This window comes from Spiroplasma ixodetis (assembly GCF_040369795.1).
Lineage (GTDB): Bacteria > Bacillota_I > Bacilli_A > Mycoplasmatales > VBWQ01 > Spiroplasma_E > Spiroplasma_E ixodetis_B.
Genome location: NZ_AP028955.1, coordinates 783,577 through 806,067, shown reverse-complemented (window position 1 = coordinate 806,067; position 22,491 = coordinate 783,577). Strand labels below are relative to the sequence as shown.

Here is a 22,491-nt window from a genome sequence, read left to right as displayed (position 1 = left end):
AATTACCTAATTCTTTTCTTTTTGCTGACATATTATCACCTTATTTTAAAACTTATATCTTAATTATAACATTTTAGAAATTATCTTATTACAACATTTTATTTTTAATAAAACTATAATCAAATCAAAATTAATAATTGAGTGAGGGTAATATTATGAATTTTTTTAGTGATGAACTTAATTATGATGAACTTGATAATCAAATTAAAAATAATGGTATTAATTATGTAACAAATATATGAGAAGAATATGATAATTTTTGATATCACAACATATATGATAAAAGTAAACATAAATATGTTAAAACTGCTCCCAGAAGTCCAAATACTCAATATGGTAAAGTAAATAATTTTTATCGTAGATGTTATTTAATATTAGAAACTAATAAATATTACTATCCTTTAGATGATTATATAAAACTTAAAAAAAGAAAAAGAACACTTACTAGTTTAGAACATATAATAATAAAAAATTCAGGTAATGGTAAAAGACAATCTGATGTCCAAGATACAGTAAAAAATTCTAATTTTTCTAAAACATATATGACTAATGTAATGAAAAATGCAATCATAGATGTTGAGAAAGTAAAAGACAAAAAGATAGTATTATCAAATTAAAAATTATTTGTAAATATGGATGATTGTTTTATAAGTTCATTATTTAATAATAAAAAGCAAAAAAATCGTATTCGTACAATTAGTGCAAATAAAGGTAAAGATTTAGAAAAATCTACTAAAAGTAGAAATGTTTTAAAAGATAAAAAAATTACTTATATGAAAACTAAAAATGGTCAAAGAATTAAACAAGCAGAATTTATTAATAAAATTTATGAATTTCTTGATTTACAATATATTTATAATAAAAGTAGATAATAAAAAATTAACAAATGCATATAATTTATTTATTAATGGTGAATATTATCAATTATTAGATTTTTTAAAAGAAAATAATGTAAATGAAGAAATATATAAATATTTTAAAAATAATAAAGAAGGCGTTATAAATCAAAAAGAAAATTGAAATCAAGGAGTTTGTGCTGAAAGTGATGTATCACATCTTGTTAAATCTTTAAAATGATATGGCGCTAAAATTTATAATGATAAAGTACTTGATAATTTACTTTTAATTAATTCAGCAAGAATTAATAAATTAAAACTTTTACTTTAAATTGTTAAAACTTAATAAATCTTAACCTAAATATTTAGGAATTTTTAGTTTAGATAATTTTAAAATAAGAGTCTAAAATACTTGAATAAATCTATAAAAAGGTATATAATATAAACAACAATTAATAATTTAAAGTTGTCTTTTATTTAAAGAAAATTAAATTATAACTATTAACTTTACTCACCCATATCTTTGATTATTTAATCATTTTTCATTATAATCACCCTTTCTATCAATTAATATTATAATCATATTTAAAAAAGAAATAGTAATTATAATTACTATTCTAACGATATCTTTCTACATAGTGACTAACTAAACCACGATAAATAAAAGGTATTGTTAATTGCATAATTGGATAAGTAAACAAAAAAATATGAATAAAATTGTAAACTAATGAGTAAAAAAGAGGATTAAACCCTGATCAAATATTTTTACTTCCGTCATCATTAGTAATTTGTGATCAAATAAAATATCCTGCTATTGTTTGTCAAAAATAAATAATTAAACAAACTAAAAAACAATGTAAAAAATAATTAATATAAGTAAAAATTGATTTATCAGCTTTTAAATTAAAACGTAATAACGAAATAATAGCGGGCGTTGTCATTGGCAAAAAATAATCTAATAAATAACTTCAAGCATTAATAACATAACCACCACCAATAAATAATAATGACATTAAAGCACTAATCATACCCGTTAATCATCCACCTGCAAAGCCAATAATATAACTAATAACCATTAAAGGTATATATTTAATAGCAATACCGCCGCCGTATGGCATTTTTGGTAATAAATTTTGTTCAATAAAAGCACAAGCAATAGTTACGCCAGTAAATAAACCAATAATTGTATAATCAATAACTAATCATCGTTTAATACCAAATGCAAATTTAAAATTAGTTCATCATCTTTTTTTTAAAATGGCAAAAGTTTCTTCTTTTTGTCATTGATAATGTTTAATTAAATTAAAAATTAATGCAATGGGATTGATACTAAAAATTGATAGTAATGTAATAATAACAATATTTTTATGCATATCTTCTATTTTAACTGTTCATGTAATAACAGATAATAAAATTGATAAAATTAATAATAAATAAAGAATTAATATTAAATAAATTTTACTGCTATAAAATTGTCAACCAATAATAGTAGTAACTTTAAAAAAGTGATTAATACTACTAGCAGGTAAAATACTAATAACAACTGTTAATGTTAAAAGAGTAATTAAACTAAAAATGGCTGATGCTTTAATTAACATCCCTACCCCCAGTTTGCTTTTAATTTTATTATAATTGATAGTTGTTAATAGTTGTTCTTTAAACATAATAAAATGATAACTCCTTTAATTTATCTTACATAACAAAAAGGAGTTATCATTTTTTAAAATATAAAAAATAAAGTCTCCCTCCGCTAGTACTAACTAGATCAGGTTATAGGGTATTTCTCAGACAACGCCACTCCTGCTTTATATAATATATGCAAATTAATCCATATTTACTACTATTATAACATTCAAAATATTTTTTTATGATTTTTAGTTTAAATTAAAATTTGTTCTATTTTTATTTGAAATTTATTTGAAAAAAAATAAAATATATTCACTTTTTAAAAATAAGAAGTTATTGGGAAAAAATAAGGCTTTTATCTCCATTTATGTGATAAAATTTAAAAATAGTACATAAAGGGATAAAAACCTAATGAAAATAATTACTATTGGATTATTTAATTGAAATAAAAAAATAGAAACAAAATAACTATTTTAACAAAAATCAAAGAAATTAAACAACAAAATTTATTAAAAATAAATGAACTAATATTACGAATTAACAAAAAAAAATATAATTAAAATTGTAAATTCGGAAATTAATTTTTCTGTAACAAATAAAAGCAAATTAAATTTATCACAAATATAAAATTTTTTTATAAAAAAAGTAAATACTTGTTTTTAGTATTTTCTTTTTTAAAGTTATAGTTATTAATAATTTAATTAGATTTTAACCTTCATCAATAATACTTGAAGTTGGTTTAATATTATTAATAGGTGGGTGAATTTTTGCTTTATGTTTATTAAAAATAAAATCATATACTTCAAAATAAAATTCAACTGAAACAATATTTATTTTTTTCTTTACTTCTTCTGGAATATCTTCTAAGTCTTTTATATTAGCTTTTGGAATTAAAATTGTTTTTAGTCCACTACGATGGGCAGAAATTGATTTTTCTTTTAATCCACCAATCGGTAATACATGACCACGAAGTGTAATTTCACCTGTCATACCAATATCTTTTGATACAGGTCTAGTTGTCAGAGCAGAAATAATTGCAGTTGTTAAAGTAATACCAGCACTTGGACCATCCTTTGGCACTGCTCCTTCAGGAACATGGATATGAATATCATGTTCCGCAAAGAAAGTATCAGGAATATTGAAAGTAATAGCATTTGCTTTAATATAATCTAAAGCAATAGTAGCAGATTCTTTCATAACTTCACCTAATTTACCAGTTAATACTAAATTACCTTTTCCTTTAAAGTAGTTTACTTCAATTGGTAAGATATCACCACCATATTGAGTATAAGCAAGACCAGTTACCACTCCAATTTGTGATTCATTTTCTTTTTTAGTATAATCGAAAATTTGTTTTCCTAAATAATATTTAACATTATCAGCAACAATTTCTTCAGTACTAATTTTTTTATTCAAAAGTTTAACAATAAATTTACGAGCAATTTTATTTAATAATCTTTCTAATTGTCGAACACCTGATTCTCTTGTATAATATTTAATTATTTCTTCAATTGAATTTGTTTTAAATTTTAACATTTTATTATTCAAACCAGTAATTTCAATAACACGAGGAATTAAATATTTTTTTGCAATTTCAATTTTTTCTAATTCTGTATATGAAGAAAGCTTAATAATTTCCATTCGATCTTTTAATGGTTCAGGGATACCTTCCATATAATTAGCTGTTGCTAGAAACATAACTTGTGATAAATCATAATTTTCTTCAATATAATGATCTGAAAAATTAGCATTTTGTTCAGGATCTAATACTTCTAACATAGCACTAGCTGGATCACCACGATAATCAGATGACATTTTATCAATTTCATCTAATAAAAATAATGGATTAATAACTTTAGCACGTTTCATACCTTGGATAATTCTTCCTGGCATCGCACCAATATAAGTTTTACGATGACCACGAATTTCAGATTCATCTTTAACTCCACCAAGTGAAACTTTAACGAAAGTACGCCCCATCGCTTCAGCAATTGATTTAGCTAAAGAAGTCTTACCAACACCAGGAGGACCAACTAAACAAATAATTTGCCCTGGCATTGCCTTAGCCATTTTTTTAACAGCAAGATATTCAATAATTCTTTCTTTAACTTTTTCTAAACCATAGTGATATTTATCAAGAATTTTTTTTGCATTAATTAAATCAAATATTTCTTCACTTTTTTGAAATCAAGGTAAAGTCATCATTCAATCAATGTATGTACGAATTATATTTGATTCACTTGAAGCTTGTGGCATATCTTCATAACGACTAATTTCTTCTTTAACACGAGTTTTGATCGCTTCAGGAAACTCTTCTGTTTCTAAACGTTCTAAATAACGTTTCATTTCATTAGACTTACCATCAATTTCGCCTAATTCTTCTTTAATAGCACGCAATCTTTCTCGCAAATAATATTCACGTTGTTGTTCATCAATACGATCTTTAATTTTAGCTGTTAAATCCTTTTCAATGGAACCAACTTGTTTTTGACCACCAATATCTTTCAATAATAAATCTAAACGTTTATTAATATCAATTTCTTGTAAAATTTCTTGGCGTTTATTGATAGTTAAAAATGGTAAAAATTGAGCCATTTTATCAATAATTTCACTAGCTTTCATTCCATCAGTGATTTGACTAATTACACCTTGTGGAATTGAACCATGAACATCTAAAATCTGTTGTAAATTATTTACAATTCTTTGGATCAACTCTTCTTCTAATGATTTTGAAACATTAGGAATAACTAAAGTTTCAGCATCTCCTGTATAAAATTTATCATCATAAAACTTAGAAACTTTAACTCTTTGTTGTCCATAAAAAGATACGGTAAGTGTACCATCATTATGACTTTTTTGAATTTGCACTTTACACAAAGTACCATGATTGTAGACTTCACTTAATTGAGGATTATCTACTTTTGGATCCTTTTGCGAAACTAAAATAATTTCTGAATTAAACTTAACTACCGATTCATTAATCGCCGCTACTGATTTATGTCTGCCAACTTCTAGTTCTATTTCAACTGTTGGGAAAACAAAACTTCCTCTTGTTACTAGTACTGGAATATTAGTAATATTTTTTATCTTCATTGTCTCACCTCAAATAATGTATTAACTGGATTATAATATAAAACATTAGCACTTGCAATACTTAATTGCTAAAATATCTAATTTTTGATGGCTTTTATCCCTTTATGTACTATTTTTAAATTTTATCACATAAAGTGAGATAAAAGCCTATCTAGGAAATTATCCCCACATGTATCTAAATCAAACACAAAATTATAGTTTCAAAACTAGGTATAGCTAACTAAAGTAATGTTTACTTATAAATAATGTAAAATAATAATATGTAATTTAAACAGTTTTTGAATTTAAAAGTACAATTCAGCAATATTTAAAATAGATTAGGAAGATTAAATTATGCAAAAACCATACAGTGAAGACTTACGAAGAAAAGTAATAGAAGCCTATGAAAGTAAAAACATGAAAATTAAAGAAATTTGTAAAGTGTTCAATATTACTAGAAAGACTTTATTCTTATGAAGAAAAAGAAAAAAAGAAACTGGGCATATAAAACCAATTTTGAATTATCAAAAAGGACATAGCCACAAAATAAAGGATTTAGATTAATTAAAAAATTATTTAGCGCAAAATAAAGATGTTACAGTTCAAAAAGTAATTGAAAAATTTGGCGATATGACTAAAGAAACAGTTTATAACTATTTCAAAAAACTAAATTATACATATAAAAAAACTTTTTTATATGAACAAAGAGATAAAAATAAACAAGAAGATTTTTTAAAAGAAATAGCTAAAATAATGAATGAAGATTTAGTATATATTGATGAATCTGGAATTGATGATAATGAATTTTATAAATATGGTTGATCTGAAAAAGGTAAAAGATTATTTGATAATAAACCCGCATATAAAATAAAAAGAATGAGTATAATTGGTTCACTAAATAAAGGTAAATTAAAAGCAATATGAGCATTTGAAGGACATTGCAACAGTAAAATTTTTGAATCATATGTAAAAAATATACTAATTCCAGTATTAAAGCGTGGACAAATTATAGTTTTAGATAATGCAACATTTCATAAATCTAAATTAACACAACAATTAATGGTAATGTTTAGTAATCTGTGTAACTTACAAAAATAACTATGTTTAATTAATTATAGTAAATAAAATTAAATAAATAAGACATATTCCGTAAATAAATTTTTTAAAAGTCAATTAATAATTTAAAATTTATTTTATAATTTCTTTATTAATAAATTAATAAGGTGTTGATAAAAATGAATTTTAAAAATTCAAAAAAATTAAAAAATGAACAATTTTATAGATATTTTGGTATAAAACGTTTTCATTTTGATGAAATGTTAACAAAATTAATTGAAATAGAAAATTTAAAAAAAAGTAAAGGTAGAAAATATAAACTTTCAGTTGAAGAAAGATTGATGATGACTTTAGTATACTGAAAATAATATTATACTTTTTTCCAAATGAGTATTAAATATAAAATGAGTGCATCAAGTTCTTTTCGAAATATTACTTGAGTAGAAAATAAACTTAGTGATGACAAAGATTATCAGTTTTTAAAAACAAAATGAAAATCAAAAATTGAGAAAAAACAAGAAGATTTAAATGAATTTCAATTTTATTTAATTGATTCAACTGAAATTGAAATTGAAAGACCAACTAAAAAAAACTACAGTTAGAATATTTTTCTGGTAAAAGTTGAATGTTTTCTATAAAATTTCAAATTATATATGACTTTTTTAATAAAAAAATTGTTGATATTTTTGCTGATAATGGAAAAGTACATGATTTTCAAATATTAAAAAATTCAAATCTTGAATTTTCAGAAAAAACAATAATTATTGGTGATTTGGGATATCAAGGAATACAAAATATTTATAAAAATACTATATTACCAATTAAAAAACTAAAAATAAAAAATTAACTAAACAAGAAAAAATCTACAATAAAATTATTTCAAAAATTAGAATTAAAGTTGAACATGTTTTTGCTTGATTAAAAAGATTCAAAATTTTAATAAATAAATGTAGAAAAAGTATATTTAGACTTATGTACTTAAGATTTAACTTACTTTGTGAAATTTTTAATAAAACAAAACCATTAAAATAAAAAAATATTTTTAATATTTTTTTAAAAATTTAAATTTTTATCAAGTTAATATAAAAATAATATTAACAATTTTTGTGTTTGAAATATAAATTTATTTTTAAAGTATTTTTTTAAAAATATTAACTTCTATAATTATTAACACTAAAAAATTTATAAATATTATTATTGACAATTGATTAAATTTATTTACGGAATATGTCTATAGAAAGAGTGAGTTACTTATGTCTAAAAAACAAAATATTAATAATAATGATCAAATATCAAAAGCAGTAGATTTATTACTAGAAAATACTGAAGATTTAACAACAGTTTTTAAAGAGGGAGGTTTATATAAAGAATTAACAAAAAGATTAGTTGAAAAAATGTTGAATTCTGAAATGCAAAATTATTTAGGATATGAAAAAAATCAACATAATAATAGTGATAATGCTCGCAATGGTATAAATTCAAAAAAATTAATAACCCAACAAGGTAAAATCGAGATTAATGTACCACGAGATCGTAATAGTAATTTTGAGACAGTAATATTTGCAAAAAGACAAAGAAGATTTGATGATTTTGATCAACAAGTTCTTTCATTATATGCCAAAGGCATGACTTTATCAGATATTAGAATGCAGTTACAAGAGTTATATCATGGTGCTGATATTAGCGAAAGTGTTATTAGTCAAATTACTGATGATGTTATTGATGATGTTAAAGCATGACAAAATCGGCCATTAGAAAGTGTTTATCCGATTGTTTATTTTGATTGTATAGTAGTTAAAGTACGACAAGATAAACGCAGTATTAACAAATCAGTTTATATAGCACTAGGAGTTGATTTAGAAGGTAAAAAAGATGTTTTAGGTTTATGAATTAGTGAAAATGAAGGTTCTAAGTTTTGATTATCTAATTTCACAGAAATGAAAAATCGAGGCTTAAATGATATTCTTATTGCTTGTAGTGACAATTTAACAGAAATGTCAGAAGCAATACAATTAGTTTATCCTAAAACCGAACATCAATTATGCATAGTTCATCAAATTAGAAATAGTTTAAAATATGTTTCATACAAACATAGAAAATCACTAGTTACAGATTTAAAACCAATTTATAGTGCATGTAGCGAAGAACAAGCAATGCAAGCTTTAGAATCTTTTGAAAGTAAATGAAATAAACAATATCCTCAAATTGCTAAATCATGATATAAAAATTGAGATAATTTAATGGTTTTTATTAGTTATCATGCAGAAATCAAAAGAGTTATTTATACAACAAATGCTATTGAATCTGTTAATATTCAATTACGAAAAGTTATTAGAAATAAAAAAGTTTTTACAAATGATATGGCAGTTTTTCAAATATTTTACTTAGTAATTGAAAATATAACAAAAAAATGAACAATGCCCATTCAAAATTGAAATACAGCAATTGCTCATTTTATGATAAAATTTGAAGATAGAATTAATCTAAACTAGTAACTTTGTAAAAAGATACACAGATTTTTAAAAAGCCTCTATTTGGTAAATAATTTGGTAATATTTTTCTTATATTATGTTTTATAGCAAATCAAAAATGTTCAATTGGATTTAAATTAGGAGAATATGGTGGAATAAATAATAGTTTGCATCCAGCATTTTCAATTAATTGTTGTGTTAATGTAGATTTATGAAACGTTGCATTATCTAAAACTATAATTTGTCCACGCTTTAATACTGGAATTAGTATATTTTTTACATATGATTCAAAAATTTTACTGTTGCAATGTCCTTCAAATGCTCATAGGGCTTTTAATTTACCTTTATTTAGTGAACCAATTATACTCATTCTTTTTATTTTATATGTGGGTTTATTATCAAATAATCTTTTACCTTTTTCAGATCAACCATATTTATAAATTTTTTAGTGTTAATAATTATAGAAGTTAATATTTTTAAAAAAATACTTTAAAAATAAATTTATATTTCAAACACAAAAATTGTTAATATTATTTTTATATTAACTTAATAAAAATTTAAATTTTTAAAAAAATATTAAAAATATTTTTTTATTTTAATGGTTTTGTTTTATTAAAAATTTCACAAAGTAAGTTAAATCTTAAGTACATAAGTCTAAATATACTTTTTCTACATTTATTTATTAAAATTTTGAATCTTTTTAATCGAGCAAAAACATGTTCAACTTTAATTCTAATTTTTGAAATAATTTTATTGTAGATTTTTTCTTGTTTAGTTAATTTTTTATTTTTAGTTTTTTTAATTGGTAATATAGTGTTTTTATAAATATTTTGTATTCCTTGATATCCCAAATCACCAATAATTATTGTTTTTTCTGAAAATTCAAGATTTGAATTTTTTAATATTTGAAAATCATGTACTTTTCAATTATCAGCAAAAATATCAATAATTTTTTTATTAAAAAAGTCATATATATCTAACTAAAGTAATGTTTACTCATAAATAATGTAAAATAATAATATGTAATTTAAACAGTTTTTGAATTTAAAAGTACAATTCAGCAATATTTAAAATAGATTAGGAAGATTAAATTATGCCAAAACCATAAAGTGAAGACTTACGAAGAAAAGTAATAGAAGCCTATGAAAGTAAAAACATGAAAATTAAAGAAATTTGTAAAGTGTTCAATATTACTAGAAAGACTTTATTCTTATGAAGAAAAAGAAAAAAAGAAACTGGGCATATAAAACCAATTTTGAATTATCAAAAAGGACATAGCCACAAAATAAAGGATTTAGACTAATTAAAAAATTATTTAGCGCAAAATAAAGATGTTACAGTTCAAAAAGTGATTGAAAAATTTGGTGATATGACTAAAGAAACAGTTTATAACTATTTCAAAAAACTAAATTATACATATAAAAAAACTTTTCTATATGAACAAAGAGATAAAAATAAACAATAATATTTTTTAAAATAAATAGCTAAAATAATGAATGAAGATTTAGTATATATTGATGAATCTGGAATTGATGATAATGAATTTTATAAATATGGTTGATCTGAAAAAGGTAAAAGATTATTTGATAATAAACCAGCATATAAAATAAAAAGAATGAGTATAATTGGTTCGCTAAATAAAGGTAAATTAAAATCCCTATGAGCATTTGAAGGACATTGCAACAGTAAAATTTTTGAATCATATGTAAAAAATATACTAATTCCAGTATTAAAGCGTGGACAAATTATAGTTTTAGATAATGCAACGTTTCATAAATCTAAATTAACACAACAATTAATTGAAAATGCTGGATGCAAACTATTATTTCTTCCGCCATATTCTCCTAATTTAAATCCAATTGAACATTTTTGATTTGCTATAAAACATAATATAAGAAAAATATTACCAAATTATTGACCAAATATTAAAAAAGCCTCCCTTGTTGAGTTATTAATTTTTTTGAATTTATACCATTGCGAGCATTATCACTATTATTATGTTGATTTTTTTCATATCCTAAATAATTTTGCATTTCAGAATTCAACATTTTTTAAACTAATCTTTTTGTTAATTCTTTATATAAGCCTCCCTCTTTAAAAACTGTTGTTAAATCTTCAGTATTTTCTAGTAATAAATCTACTGCTTTTGATATTGGATCATTATTATTGATATTTTGTTTTTTAGACATAAGTAACTCACTCTTTCTAGTTATTTAATTTTATTTACTATAATTAATTAAACATAGTTATTTTTGTAAGTTACACAGATTACTAGACATTACCAAAAAGCGATTGATTTTGTTTTTCAAGATATGAGTAAACATTACTTTAGTTAGCTATATTTTAATACTAATTACTTATATATAACCTATATTTTATTAAAATTTTTAGTTGTATATAAGATTACTTGCGATCCAGCAGCATAAATTGAATCATCTGGGCCAACTTCTAAAGCAAAAATATGATCATAAGTATTTTTTATTTCAGATAATTCAGAACATAAATCTGTACCTTCTATTTTTTTATATACTTTATTGGAGTCAATACCAACAAATAAATTATTATCTCTATCAATGACTAAACGTTTAACCTCGTGGTTTGGATTTGTTTCTAAGATTACCTCATATATTCCATTCTTTATCTTATAAAGACGACCATTTCAAGAACCAACAAAAACAGTATTATCCTTGTCAACTACTAAACTATCAATTTGATGTCCATCGTTTATTTGTTGAAATATTCCAAAAGGTTGCCATTCCACAATTAATTGAAAATGCTGGATGAAAACTATTATTTCTTCCGCCATATTCTCCTAATTTAAATCCAATTGAACATTTTTGATTTGCTATAAAACATAATATAAGAAAAATATTACCAAATTATTGACCAAATATTAAAAAAGATATTGATTTTGTTTTTCAAGATATGAGTAAACATTACTGTAGTTAGCTATAATTACATTTTGAAGCTTTGTAAATTCGTTTTTGCAACTTAAATACAAATTTTTCTAACTTTCGTCAGGTGATTGTATTTCATTCATACCTAACAATTTGTTGGTCTATAACATTTTTATTGCTATTCATAACTTTACCTCCCAAATTAAAGTGTCTACGTCTGCATATCCTAAACATTACTTTAGGCATTGGCTTTTTAGACAATCCTACTACATAAATATTTACGGTTGGCTACCTGCTTTATTTGTTTAAATAAAGAATATTTATGTAGTTATCCTGTTCCATAATTTTATTTCGCGTTAGAGTTAGATTTCTGCTATTTGCCGGAAGTTGAGAACATCAATAATCAATTATTTAGAAATGGATTCCTCTTGTACTTCGATAACTTTTTGGTTTATGCGTTAATCAGCCTTATTTCGCATATTGCATGTAACGACAATTCAATCACAGATTCCTCTCGTAATCATATCTAACTATGCTTGCAGGGATTCATTATTCAGGCTTAATGTTACCCACTTTTACCTCATGCTTGCATCTTAAAAGCTTCCATACTTTAAAATGTGAGGAATGCATTATTCTGGATGTTTAAAGCAAGATGGAATTTAACCACCATAAAATTACAGTTTTCAGGCCGCACCTAAAAATAATAATTAATTTCCATTAATCACTAAACCAAGATTATTATTAAAAAAATAAAATTTACCTTTTTTATTCAAATTAATTAAAGAAATATCATCTTTACTTTGTTGAAGATTACATTTTAAATCTTGTAACTGATTAGAATTCGTACCTATATTATTAGTATTTAAAATACTACTTAAACTGCTAACAGTTGTTGCAAGTGTTAAAACACTTAATGTTTTTAATAATGCTTTCATGATGAAAACCCTTTTTTTTCCCATTAACTTCTTAAATTTAAGAAGTTAATTACATTTTAATTTTAAAAAAAAATAAATGCAATAAAAAATTAATATTAAAATATTCTAATCTATTTTCTAAAAAATATTTTTTATCAAAACCATTCTCCTTTTTAAAATCTTTAATTTGACAAATTTTAAAATATACTTATCAAATAACTTCTATTTACAATTAATTTATTTTCATAAAATTAATTAATCCATTACTTAAAACTAAAGTAATGGATTAATTTTTATATTAAACTAATAATATATTTATAATGTTATTTTTGGTAATTATTTTCTAAAAATTAAATAATACATACCGGTTAATAAAATATCACCACCAATAAAATTACCAAATAAAATTGGAAGTTGTACTTGATAACCAAATTGTAAAAAGTCATTAAATCCACTATGAATTCCATAAATATTAAACAAAGGCCCTAATCCTCAAACATAAGCATTTGATAAAAAGGGAGAAAAACCAGATAAGTCAAAAACCATAATTAATAATCCTATCAATAAAAATTTAGCAGTAGATGAACGAGTGGCATGAGAAATATAAACACTTCCTGCTACTAAAAAATTACATAATATCCCACTAAAAAAGGCTTTTCATCAAGACATTACTAATTTATGATTAAAAATACTAACAGCATTATCCAAAAAAACTTGATTATCAAAAAAGCCTGCTCATCATGTAAATAATGAAAGAATAAAACAACCTATAAAATTACCAATTAATACTACTAGTAAGTTAATTAACATTCTTGTTAATTAACTTTTTTTTATTAATAGCATAAATATCATGGAATTAGAAGTAAAAAGTTCACCGCCCATAAAGACAATCATAGTAATTGTTAAAGTAAAAATAAAACCAAATGTTAAATTTTTAATACCATTATCACTTAATCCTCTACTACCAAAAACAGCAGCAATATAAGCAATACCAACAAAAAGTCCGGCTGCAATACCCATCAAAAAAGTTTTTAATAATGGACTTTCTGCTTTCTTTAATGCATACTTATAAACAGCAATATAAGTTTCAATACTTGTTAATGTTTCTTCATTATTGATATTTTCTACAGTTGTATTCACGAATAAAATGCTCCTATCTTTTATTTAATAGCAGCAAAAGCTGTTTCTAAAGTTTCTTTAATAATTGCACAAGATTTATCAAATGCCGTTTGCTCTTCTTTCGTTAATGGTAACTGAACTACTCTGTTTCAACCTTTTTCGTAAAGTATTGTTGGTACACCAATATAAAAACCTTGCTGTCCATATTCTCCTTGTAAATAAGCACCTGCTACTAAAACGTGATTTTGTCCTTCAAGGATATTTCTTACTAATAATGCCAATGCTGCACCAATACCATAAAAAGTTGTACGTTTTAATTTAATAATTTTATAAGCTCTTTGTGCTACTTCTTTTCTTAATTCTTCTAAATCTTTTTCTTTAATTCTACCTTCAGTAATTTGTTGATAAATAGTTTTATTACCTACCGAAACCGAACTTCAAGGAATCATTGAAGAATCACCATGTTCACCAATTACATAAGCAGCAACTGACTTTGGATTAACTGCAATTTTTTCTCCAATTAAATATTGTAAACGTAAGGTATCTAAAATTGTACCAGAACCTAATACTTGATGATAATCAAATTGTGTAATTTTTTGATAAACAGTGGTCATAATATCAACAGGATTAGATGCAATAATAGTAACACCTTTAAATCCTGATTTTTTAATTTCTAAAGCAATGCTCTTCATAATTTTGGCATTATCTGCTACCATATTTAATCTTGTTTCACCATCTTTTTGCGGTCTTCCGGCAGTAATAACAATAATATCAGCATCTTTACAATCGCTGTAATTTCCAGCCTTAATTGAAATAAAAGGATGATCTAAAGCTGCTTGACAATCAGCAAAATCAATCGCATTACCTTCAGCTATACCTTCAAAAGCATCAATCAATACATATTCTTGGGCTAAACCTTGATTAATGGCACTGTAAATAAAACTACTACCAACAGTTCCACATCCAACAATGACAATTTTTCGTTTTGCCATATTTACTTACCTCCATATTTTTTGCATTTCATGTAACAGTACTTTATCCTCGGCGCTATTTTAATAACTTACTTTTTAAAATAAAAGTTACAATGATATGTAATATTTTTATTATGCTTTTTATATAAGAATGTTAAAAAAAATCTAATTAACAAGGACAAAAATTTATTACATTTTTATCTTAACACTATTTTAATAAAAAAATAAGTTTTCTTTTTTCTTTTAAATTTTTGTTTTTCAATTAATAACAATCCCTTTTGGTCTAGTAAAAGCAAGTAACGAAGGACGAATACCTTGTACGCCAAGACCCGAATCCTTAACACCAACAAAAGAAAAGTGATCGGGACCACGTTGTGACTGATCGTTAATATTAACACTTCCAACTTCTAATAATTTAGCAATACTCATTGCACTATTAATATTAGTAGTAAAAACAGAAGCTTGTAAACCATATTGTGAATCATTTGCAATATTAATCGCTTCTTTTACTTCATCAAAAATAATAATCGGCAACAATGGTGCAAAAGGTTCTTCTCATGCTAAATTCATTTTTGTTGTTACGTCAGTAATAATAGTTGGTCACATTAAATTTTCTTTAAATTTATTACCAACTAAACAATTGGCTCTTTTATCTAAAGCATCTTTAATTAATTTTTTAGCATTATCAACTGTTGGTTGATCAATAATAGGAGTAATATCACAATCATCTGTGGGCAAACCAACAGTTAACTTTTCAACTTTTTCTTTTAAAATCGGAATTAATTTGCTACTAATTGTTCTTTGTACTAACACTCTTTTAATAGCAGTACAGCGTTGTCCTGAATAACTAAATGCACCTTTAATGATTTTGGTTGCTGTATCTTCAAGATCAGCATCATTAAGCACTATTGCTGGATCTTTGCCTCCTAATTCTAAAATCAAATCAGTTTTTAAAGATTTCTGTGAAATACGTTTACCAACAACAGCACTACCAGTAAAAGAAATAACATTAATTGCTTCATTTTCAACTAAACTATCACCAATTTCACTACCTTTACCACTTATAGCATTAAAAACACCATTAGGAATGTTAGCTTCTTTAGCTAATTTAGCTAAGTGTAATCCCACCAATGATCCTTGTGTTGCGGGTTTAAAAACAACACTATTACCAGTAACAAGTGCTGGAAATATTTTAGAGACTGATAAATTTATCGGATAATTAAAAGGGGAAATGGCAAGAACAATTCCTTTTGGCACATATTCAAAAAAAGCTAATTTGTTCATACTTCCTCAACTATCACCTGTATAAGATTCAGGATGAAGACGTAATGCTTCTTGTAAAGTATATTCAATATATTCAACTGTTCTATCAATTTCACTGCAAGCTGCTTTTGTGCCTTTAGCAATTTCATTAGTCATTAATTCAGCAAGTATTAATTTATCGCGAATAATTAATTGTTTTCAAGAATTTAAAAAAGAAATTCTTTTTAAAATAGGCATTTGTTCTCAATTTTTTTGAGCAAATTTTGCAGATTCATATACTTTTTTAATTTCAACTTTAGTTAAGGCAGGAACTTGGCCTGCTATTTTATTAGTGGTGGGGTTGATAACTGATATTCAATTACCATTTTCATACAATTCACCATTAATTAGAGATTGATATTTAATAATAATATTTGTCATTTATACTTCCTCCTTAAATCACTACCATAATAATTATAGCATTGATATAAGTCATATCCTATTCACTCTTAACTAAAATTATTATTTAAATTTATATTATGAAGATCAAAAAAACTAATTCTTTAAAAAGTCCATAATTTTCAAGAAAAAAGTTTATTTTAAATACCATTGTTGCTTTCTTTTGCATCAAAACTTTCTGATATTGATGATATATCAGCATCAATAACATCAGTTTTTAAATCAATCACTAAATTACTACCGCCAGCAATAATATCATCAGCAAGTACTTTGCCAGTTCCTTCATTTACCTTGCTAAGATTAATGTCACTTGCTTTAATCACTAATCATTTTTCTTTTTTCGTTAATATATTAATAAAAGATGTTGCTGGTGATAAGAAAGTTTTAATAATACTAATACTTTTATTTTTAGGAAATTTTATTACTTTATTACCTTTTGTTGTTCGTAAAGTTTGTTCAATAGTATTGAATAACATTCGTTTAATTGTTCCAACTGATGTTAACATTGCATAAATATCATTACTATTACCACAAGCCATTCCTACCACTTCATCTTCTTCAAAATTAATTTTCAAAGCTTTAACACCTGTTGCAGTTTTAGTTAATAATGGAACTTTCGTTTCTAAATATTTTAAAGTCATACCCTTGCGAGTGCTAATAACAATAAAATCATGACCGGTAGTACTATTAACACTAATAACACTATCGTTCTCTTTTAACTTAACATATTTTGCGGTTTTATTAAATCTGGTAGTTGCTAACTCTAAAAGTGGCATTCTTTTAATTAAACCATATCTAGTAGCGACTAATATATTTACATTTGGCTGTTCAAAACTATTAACTTGTGCAACACTAATAATTTTTTCATTTCCTTCAAGTTTACATAACGTATTAACATGAATACCATTATCTTTCCATTTATTTTCTTCTAATTTAAAAATTGGTATTAAAAAATAATTACCTTTATTTGTAAAAAATAATAAATTATTAAAATTATTGAACATTGCTCCACCAATAATAACATCATTTGGCTTACGTCCAAAATCTTTATAATCAAGATTTTGGAAAAATACTTTACTACTTATTACCTTAATTCAACCATCATAACTAATACTAACAAATACATTTTCTTGTCGCAATGTTGCTTTTTCATCAATTGTAATTTCAGAAATTTCACCTTTAATTTGTGATTTTCTTAATCCAGAAAAATGAGAATTAATTTGTTCTAACTCAGTAATAATAACTTGACGTAGTGAATTTTCATTATTAAGAATTTCTTGTAAAACAATAATTTTACTTTCAATATCTGCTTTTTCTAAAACTAATGATTGAATATCAGTAGCAGTTAAACGATATAAACGCAATTGTACAATTGCTTCTGCTTGAATATCAGTAAAATTAAAAGCTGATATTAAATTTAATTTTGCTTGCATACGGTCAGTTGATGTTCTAATAATTTTAATTACTTTATCAACTTCGCTTAACGCAATAACTAAACCATTAACAATCTCTAATCTTCGTTCTAATTGTGCTAAGTCATATTGTGAACGCTTAGTAACAACATCAATTTGATGATTAATATAAAAATCTAACATATTAATTAAACTCATTTGTACTGGTTTTTTGTTAGCAATTGCTACTAAATTAAAGTTATAATAAATTTGTAAATTGGTATTTTTAAATAAATAATTTAAAATTTCTTGCGGTTTACTATCTTCTACTAAATCAATAACTATTCGTAAACCAAAACGATCCGTTTCATCACGTACTTCTTTAATACCATGAATTTTCGCTAATGTTTTAACATCATCAATTTTTTTAATCAAATCTTGTTTAATAACTTCAAATGGAATTTCGGTAATAATTATTTGTGGAATTTCACCTTCATTATTAATATGAGTTTTGGCACGAATTGCAATTCGCCCTTTACCAGAACGATAAGCTTCTTTAATACCTTTAATACCTTGAATAATTCCTCGGGTTGGAAAGTCAGGACCCTTAATAACACGCATTAATTCGCTTAAATTACATTGTGGATTATTAATTCTCATGACAATTGCATTAATTACTTCTTGTAAATTATGAGGCGGAATATTAGTTGCCATTCCAACGGCAATTCCAGAAGCACCATTTACTAATAAATTTGGAAAATAGGCAGGTAAAACTGTTGGTTCTGTTTCTGATTCATCAAAATTTTTAATTAAAGTAACAGTATTTTTCTTAATATCCTTCAATAATAATTCTGAAATTAATGATAAACGTGCTTCTGTATATCGCATCGCAGCAGGATTATCACCATCAATTGAACCTTTATTACCATGCATTTGTACTAATGGTCATGCTACCTTTCACTCTTGTGCCATTCTACACATAGCAGCATAAACTGCTGTATCACCATGAGGATGATATTTACCAATTACTTCTCCAACAACACGAGCTGCTTTTTTATATGCTTTATCATTGGTTAAACCCAAATCATTCATAGCATGCAAAATTCGACGTTGAACTGGTTTCAAACCATCACGGATATCGGGCAATGCTCGTTCTAAAATAATATATTTGGCATATCGACCAAAACGTTCTGCAACAATATCATCAATAGGATAAGATAAAATTTGTTCATTATTTTGTTGAATCTCTTCTTTACTATTCATAACTTATAAACTCCTTTTTTCTTAATAATCACTAGCTTCAAAAGAAATATTTTCTTCAATTCATTTTCGTCTTTTTTCTGGTTTATCACCCATTAATATTTGAATTTCTGTTTCTGCTGATAGAGCATCCTCAATAGTAATTTTAATTAATTGACGGACGTTTGGGTCCATAGTTGTTTCTCATAATTGTTCAGCATTCATTTCTCCTAAACCTTTATAACGTTGCAGGTCATATTTACCTTTAATTGTTTCAACTTTATCTTTTAATTCTAACTCATTTCAAACATATACATGTTTCTCTCGCTCTTCTTCTTTAAAAGAAATTTTAAATAAAGGCGGTAATGCAATATAAATATTACCCGAAGTAATTAAATCTCGCATATAACGATAGAAAAAAGTTAGTAATAAAATTTGAATATGGGCACCATCAGTATCGGCATCAGTCATAATAATGACTTTATTATAATTACAATTTTCAATACTAAATTCGTTACCAACACCAGCACCAATCGCATTAATAATCATACTAATTTCCTCATTATTAAAAAGATCAATTACTTTAGTTTTTTCGGCATTAATTACTTTTCCTTTTAACGGTAATATCGCTTGGAACTTACGATCACGACCTGACTTGGCACTGCCACCAGCGGAATCTCCTTCCACTAAAAATAATTCATTAATATTAGGATTTTTACTTTGTGCAGGCACCAATTTACCTACTAAAAATTTTTGCGTATCTTTACTTTTATTACGCAATGATTCACGTTCTTTTCTTAAAGCATTACGAATATAACGAGCCTTAATGGCTTTATCAATAATTTTTTTAGCAGCATCACTATTTTCGTGAAGTCAAAATGAAAATCTTTCATTAACAATATTATCAACAACAATTCTTGCTTCGGGCGTTCCTAATTTACCTTTTGTTTGACCTTCATATTGAATTAAATTTTCAGGAATACGCAATGAAACAATAGCAACCAAACCTTCTCGCAAATCATTACCTTCTAAATTTTTATCTTTTGCTTTTAATAATTCTTGTTTTCTTGCATATTCATTAATAGCTTTTGTTAAACCACTTTTACAACCAACTAAATGACTTCCACCATCAACAGTTTTAACGTTATTAGCAAACCCTACTAACGTTTCGCTATAATCTTCCGTATATTGTAATACAATTTCAACGTCAATATTATTTTGTTTACCTTTTAAACTAACAATTGGTGATAAATTTTTTTTATCTTTATTTAAATATTGCATAAAAGCAACTAAGCCATTTTCATAATGAAAAGTTTCTTCAGTACCTGTCCTCTTATCAATTAATTGAATACTTAAATCATTAATTAAAAAAGCACTTTCACGTAAATGTTGTTCAAATAAATGAACATTTCAATCACAACCTAGAAAAAAAAGATGAAAATCAGGTAAAAATTGTACCCTAGTTCCTGTTTTATAAGTGTTACCAATCATTTTTAAACTTTGATCAATCTTACCACCATTTTTAAATTTAATTTCATGAATTTTTTTATCACGATGAATAGTAACAATCATTCAATTACTTAAAGCATTTACTACTGAAGCACCAACACCATGTAAACCGCCCGATGTTTTATAACTATTAGTGTCAAATTTTCCACCAGCATGTAAAACCGTATAAATAACTTCGGGAGTACTTTTTTTTGAAGCATGCATACCAGTTGGAACACCACGACCATTGTCTTCAACAGTAACTGACTTATCAACATTAATAGTAACAACAATACTAGTACAAAAGCCAGCTAATGCTTCATCAATACCATTATCAACAATTTCTCAAACTAGATGATGAAGACCACGATTATCAGTAGAACCAATATACATTCCAGGTCTTTTTCTAACTGCTTCTAGACCTTCTAAAATTTGAATTGATAATTCATTATAAACACTGTTTTTTGGTTTATTTGCCATGAAAAAAACTCCTTACTACAATTTATTTCATTTTCATTTTATCATATATTTATTTATTTAAAGATAATCTCGATAAAAGAACTTAATCAATTTTATAATTTAAAGTTAAAGGTTTCTATACAAAATTTAAGATAATACATTTAAAATAAATTGGAATGGCAACCTTTTTTAGGACTGTTTTTTGGTAGACATTTGTGTTTGGTGTTTTATGGGGGTTAAGTAGTTTAGAGTGCTGTGGATTCTTATGTTGTTGTATCAATTGATATAATATACATATTCCGTAAATAAATTTTTTAAAATTCAATTAATAATTTAAAAAAATTAAAAAATGAACAATTTTATAGATATTTTGGTATAAAACGTTTTCATTTTGATGAAATGTTAACAAAATTAATTGAAATAGAAAATTTAAAAAAAACTAAAGGTAGAAAATATAAACTTTCACAGTTGAAGAAAGATTGATGATGACTTTAGTATACTGAAAATAATATTATACTTTTTTCCAAATGAGTATTAAATATAAAATGAGTGCATCAAGTTGTTTTCGAAATATTACTTGAGTAGAAAATAAACTTAGTAATGACAAAGATTATCATTTTTTAAAAACAAAATATAAATCAAAAATTGAGAAAAAACAAGAAGATTTAAATGAATTTCAATTTTATTTAATTGATTCAACTGAAATTGAAATTGAAAGACCAACTAAAAAAAACTACAGTTAGAATATTTTTCTGGTAAAAGTTAAATGTTTTCTATAAAATTTGAAATTATATATGACTTTTTTAATAAAAAAATTGTTGATATTTTTGCTGATAATGGAAAAGTACATGATTTTCAAATATTAAAAAATTCAAATCTTGAATTTTCAGAAAAAAAATAATTATTGGTGATTTGGGATATCAAGTAATACAAAATATTTATAAAAATACTATATTACCAATTAAAAAAACTAAAAATAAAAAATTAACTAAACAAGAAAAAATCTACAATAAAATTATTTCAAAAATTAGAATTAAAGTTGAACATGTTTTTGCTTGATTAAAAAGATTCAAAATGTTAATAAATAAATGTAGAAAAAGTATATTTAGACTTATGTACTTAAGATTTAACTTACTTTGTGAAATTTTTAATAAAACAAAACCATTAAAATAAAAAAATATTTTTAATATTTTTTTAAAAATTTAAATTTTTATCAAGTTAATATAAAAATAATATTAACAATTTTTGTGT

The 22,491-nt window shown here is 24.5% G+C and carries 25 protein-coding genes, 2 pseudogenes and 1 riboswitch; of the genes and pseudogenes, 15 read left to right on the top strand and 12 right to left on the bottom strand.

Annotation, left to right across the window (positions count from 1 at the left end; genetic code table 4):
- The first annotated feature begins 155 nt into the window (after positions 1-155).
- Genes ABWV63_RS05825 through ABWV63_RS05815 form a run of 3 tightly spaced genes read left to right on the top strand, consistent with a single transcriptional unit; the run spans position 156 to position 1,167 of the window.
- Entirely contained in the window at positions 156-617 is a 462-nt protein-coding gene (locus ABWV63_RS05825; RefSeq protein ID WP_353305580.1) for a UPF0236 family transposase-like protein, read from the top strand.
- Positions 618-632: 15 nt separating this feature from the next.
- On the top strand, positions 633-872 hold the full coding sequence (locus ABWV63_RS05820) for a hypothetical protein (RefSeq protein ID WP_353305579.1): 240 nt from the start codon (positions 633-635) through the stop codon (positions 870-872).
- Positions 829-1,167, top strand: a complete 339-nt coding sequence (locus ABWV63_RS05815) for a hypothetical protein (protein ID WP_353305578.1) — start codon at positions 829-831, stop codon at positions 1,165-1,167. The genes ABWV63_RS05820 and ABWV63_RS05815 overlap by 44 nt, the downstream gene beginning before the upstream one ends.
- A 286-nt stretch (positions 1,168-1,453) precedes the next feature.
- Here ABWV63_RS05815 and ABWV63_RS05810 read toward each other — a convergent pair whose 3' ends face one another.
- Positions 1,454-2,500: an energy-coupled thiamine transporter ThiT gene (locus ABWV63_RS05810; RefSeq protein ID WP_353305577.1), complete on the bottom strand. Its 1,047-nt coding sequence runs from the start codon at positions 2,498-2,500 to the stop codon at positions 1,454-1,456.
- A 60-nt stretch (positions 2,501-2,560) separates the two neighbouring features.
- A riboswitch (TPP riboswitch) is annotated at positions 2,561-2,648 on the bottom strand.
- A 522-nt stretch (positions 2,649-3,170) separates the two neighbouring features.
- Positions 3,171-5,555 carry an endopeptidase La gene (gene lon / locus ABWV63_RS05805; RefSeq protein ID WP_353305576.1) on the bottom strand — a complete coding sequence of 795 codons (2,385 nt, stop codon included), beginning with the start codon at positions 5,553-5,555 and terminating at the stop codon, positions 3,171-3,173.
- Positions 5,556-5,888: 333 nt separating this feature from the next.
- Here lon and ABWV63_RS05800 point away from each other — a divergent pair, with 333 nt between their 5' ends.
- The 6 genes from ABWV63_RS05800 (at position 5,889) to ABWV63_RS05775 (ending at position 9,082) form a co-directional block, all read left to right on the top strand.
- A complete protein-coding gene (locus ABWV63_RS05800) occupies positions 5,889-6,098 on the top strand; it encodes an IS630 transposase-related protein (RefSeq protein ID WP_353305575.1) in 210 nt (69 codons plus the stop codon).
- Between the two features lie 66 nt (positions 6,099-6,164).
- Positions 6,165-6,632 (top strand): transposase, encoded by a 468-nt coding sequence (locus ABWV63_RS05795; protein WP_353305574.1) that lies wholly within the window; start codon positions 6,165-6,167, stop codon positions 6,630-6,632.
- Positions 6,633-6,769: 137 nt separating this feature from the next.
- Positions 6,770-6,958 carry a hypothetical protein gene (locus tag ABWV63_RS05790; protein ID WP_353305573.1) on the top strand — a complete coding sequence of 63 codons (189 nt, stop codon included), beginning with the start codon at positions 6,770-6,772 and terminating at the stop codon, positions 6,956-6,958.
- Positions 6,959-6,976: 18 nt separating this feature from the next.
- A complete protein-coding gene (locus ABWV63_RS05785) occupies positions 6,977-7,192 on the top strand; it encodes a hypothetical protein (RefSeq protein ID WP_353305572.1) in 216 nt (71 codons plus the stop codon).
- Between the two features lie 23 nt (positions 7,193-7,215).
- A complete protein-coding gene (locus ABWV63_RS05780) occupies positions 7,216-7,437 on the top strand; it encodes a transposase (protein ID WP_353305571.1) in 222 nt (73 codons plus the stop codon).
- Positions 7,438-7,843: 406 nt separating this feature from the next.
- Complete coding sequence (locus tag ABWV63_RS05775) at positions 7,844-9,082, top strand: IS256 family transposase (RefSeq protein WP_353305570.1); 1,239 nt, start codon at positions 7,844-7,846, stop codon at positions 9,080-9,082.
- Here ABWV63_RS05775 and ABWV63_RS05770 read toward each other — a convergent pair.
- Both ABWV63_RS05770 and ABWV63_RS05765 read right to left on the bottom strand, forming a co-directional pair.
- Entirely contained in the window at positions 9,069-9,431 is a 363-nt protein-coding gene (locus ABWV63_RS05770; protein ID WP_353305569.1) for a transposase, read from the bottom strand. The genes ABWV63_RS05775 and ABWV63_RS05770 overlap by 14 nt on opposite strands.
- 220 nt (positions 9,432-9,651) lie before the next feature.
- Positions 9,652-9,924 (bottom strand): transposase family protein, encoded by a 273-nt coding sequence (locus ABWV63_RS05765; RefSeq protein WP_353307194.1) that lies wholly within the window; start codon positions 9,922-9,924, stop codon positions 9,652-9,654.
- Between the two features lie 293 nt (positions 9,925-10,217).
- On the opposite strand from ABWV63_RS05765, the gene ABWV63_RS05760 reads away from it, so the two are divergent.
- The gene (locus tag ABWV63_RS05760; RefSeq protein ID WP_353305568.1) at positions 10,218-10,364 is read left to right on the top strand and encodes a hypothetical protein; all 147 of its coding nucleotides are present in this window, start codon (positions 10,218-10,220) and stop codon (positions 10,362-10,364) included.
- A 189-nt stretch (positions 10,365-10,553) separates the two neighbouring features.
- Positions 10,554-11,159, top strand: coding sequence for an IS630 family transposase (locus tag ABWV63_RS05755; protein WP_353305567.1), 606 nt, complete (start codon positions 10,554-10,556; stop codon positions 11,157-11,159).
- On the opposite strand, the gene ABWV63_RS05750 is transcribed toward ABWV63_RS05755, so the two are convergent.
- Positions 11,113-11,250, bottom strand: a complete 138-nt coding sequence (locus ABWV63_RS05750) for a hypothetical protein (RefSeq protein ID WP_353305566.1) — start codon at positions 11,248-11,250, stop codon at positions 11,113-11,115. The two genes, ABWV63_RS05755 and ABWV63_RS05750, sit on opposite strands and share 47 nt — an antisense overlap.
- A gap of 574 nt (positions 11,251-11,824) precedes the next feature.
- On the opposite strand from ABWV63_RS05750, the pseudogene ABWV63_RS05745 reads away from it, so the two are divergent.
- Positions 11,825-12,010 (top strand): annotated as a pseudogene (locus ABWV63_RS05745) (transposase); the annotation flags it as partial.
- A 655-nt stretch (positions 12,011-12,665) separates the two neighbouring features.
- On the opposite strand, the gene ABWV63_RS05740 reads toward ABWV63_RS05745, so the two are convergent.
- The 7 genes and pseudogenes from ABWV63_RS05740 to ABWV63_RS05710 form a co-directional block, all read right to left on the bottom strand.
- A complete protein-coding gene (locus ABWV63_RS05740) occupies positions 12,666-12,893 on the bottom strand; it encodes a hypothetical protein (protein WP_353305565.1) in 228 nt (75 codons plus the stop codon).
- Positions 12,894-13,208: 315 nt separating this feature from the next.
- Positions 13,209-14,012 (bottom strand): annotated as a pseudogene (locus ABWV63_RS05735) (formate/nitrite transporter family protein).
- Between the two features lie 20 nt (positions 14,013-14,032).
- Positions 14,033-14,983, bottom strand: a complete 951-nt coding sequence (locus ABWV63_RS05730) for an L-lactate dehydrogenase (RefSeq protein ID WP_353305564.1) — start codon at positions 14,981-14,983, stop codon at positions 14,033-14,035.
- 222 nt (positions 14,984-15,205) lie between these two features.
- Positions 15,206-16,633 (bottom strand): NADP-dependent glyceraldehyde-3-phosphate dehydrogenase, encoded by a 1,428-nt coding sequence (locus ABWV63_RS05725; RefSeq protein WP_353307193.1) that lies wholly within the window; start codon positions 16,631-16,633, stop codon positions 15,206-15,208.
- A gap of 170 nt (positions 16,634-16,803) precedes the next feature.
- Complete coding sequence (gene parC / locus ABWV63_RS05720) at positions 16,804-19,317, bottom strand: DNA topoisomerase IV subunit A (protein ID WP_353305563.1); 2,514 nt, start codon at positions 19,315-19,317, stop codon at positions 16,804-16,806.
- A 21-nt stretch (positions 19,318-19,338) separates the two neighbouring features.
- Positions 19,339-21,261, bottom strand: a complete 1,923-nt coding sequence (parE, locus tag ABWV63_RS05715; protein WP_353305562.1) for a DNA topoisomerase IV subunit B — start codon at positions 21,259-21,261, stop codon at positions 19,339-19,341.
- Positions 21,262-21,429: 168 nt separating this feature from the next.
- Positions 21,430-21,525: an IS3 family transposase gene (locus tag ABWV63_RS05710; protein WP_353307192.1), complete on the bottom strand. Its 96-nt coding sequence runs from the start codon at positions 21,523-21,525 to the stop codon at positions 21,430-21,432.
- A gap of 242 nt (positions 21,526-21,767) precedes the next feature.
- Here ABWV63_RS05710 and ABWV63_RS05705 point away from each other — a divergent pair, with 242 nt between their 5' ends.
- The 3 genes from ABWV63_RS05705 to ABWV63_RS05695 are packed head-to-tail and all read left to right on the top strand — an operon-like array spanning position 21,768 to position 22,413.
- Positions 21,768-21,983 carry a hypothetical protein gene (locus ABWV63_RS05705; RefSeq protein ID WP_353305561.1) on the top strand — a complete coding sequence of 72 codons (216 nt, stop codon included), beginning with the start codon at positions 21,768-21,770 and terminating at the stop codon, positions 21,981-21,983.
- Positions 21,984-22,006: 23 nt separating this feature from the next.
- Positions 22,007-22,141: a hypothetical protein gene (locus ABWV63_RS05700; RefSeq protein WP_353305560.1), complete on the top strand. Its 135-nt coding sequence runs from the start codon at positions 22,007-22,009 to the stop codon at positions 22,139-22,141.
- An 11-nt stretch (positions 22,142-22,152) separates the two neighbouring features.
- Entirely contained in the window at positions 22,153-22,413 is a 261-nt protein-coding gene (locus ABWV63_RS05695; protein ID WP_353305559.1) for a transposase family protein, read from the top strand.
- The last annotated feature ends 78 nt before the right edge of the window (positions 22,414-22,491 follow it).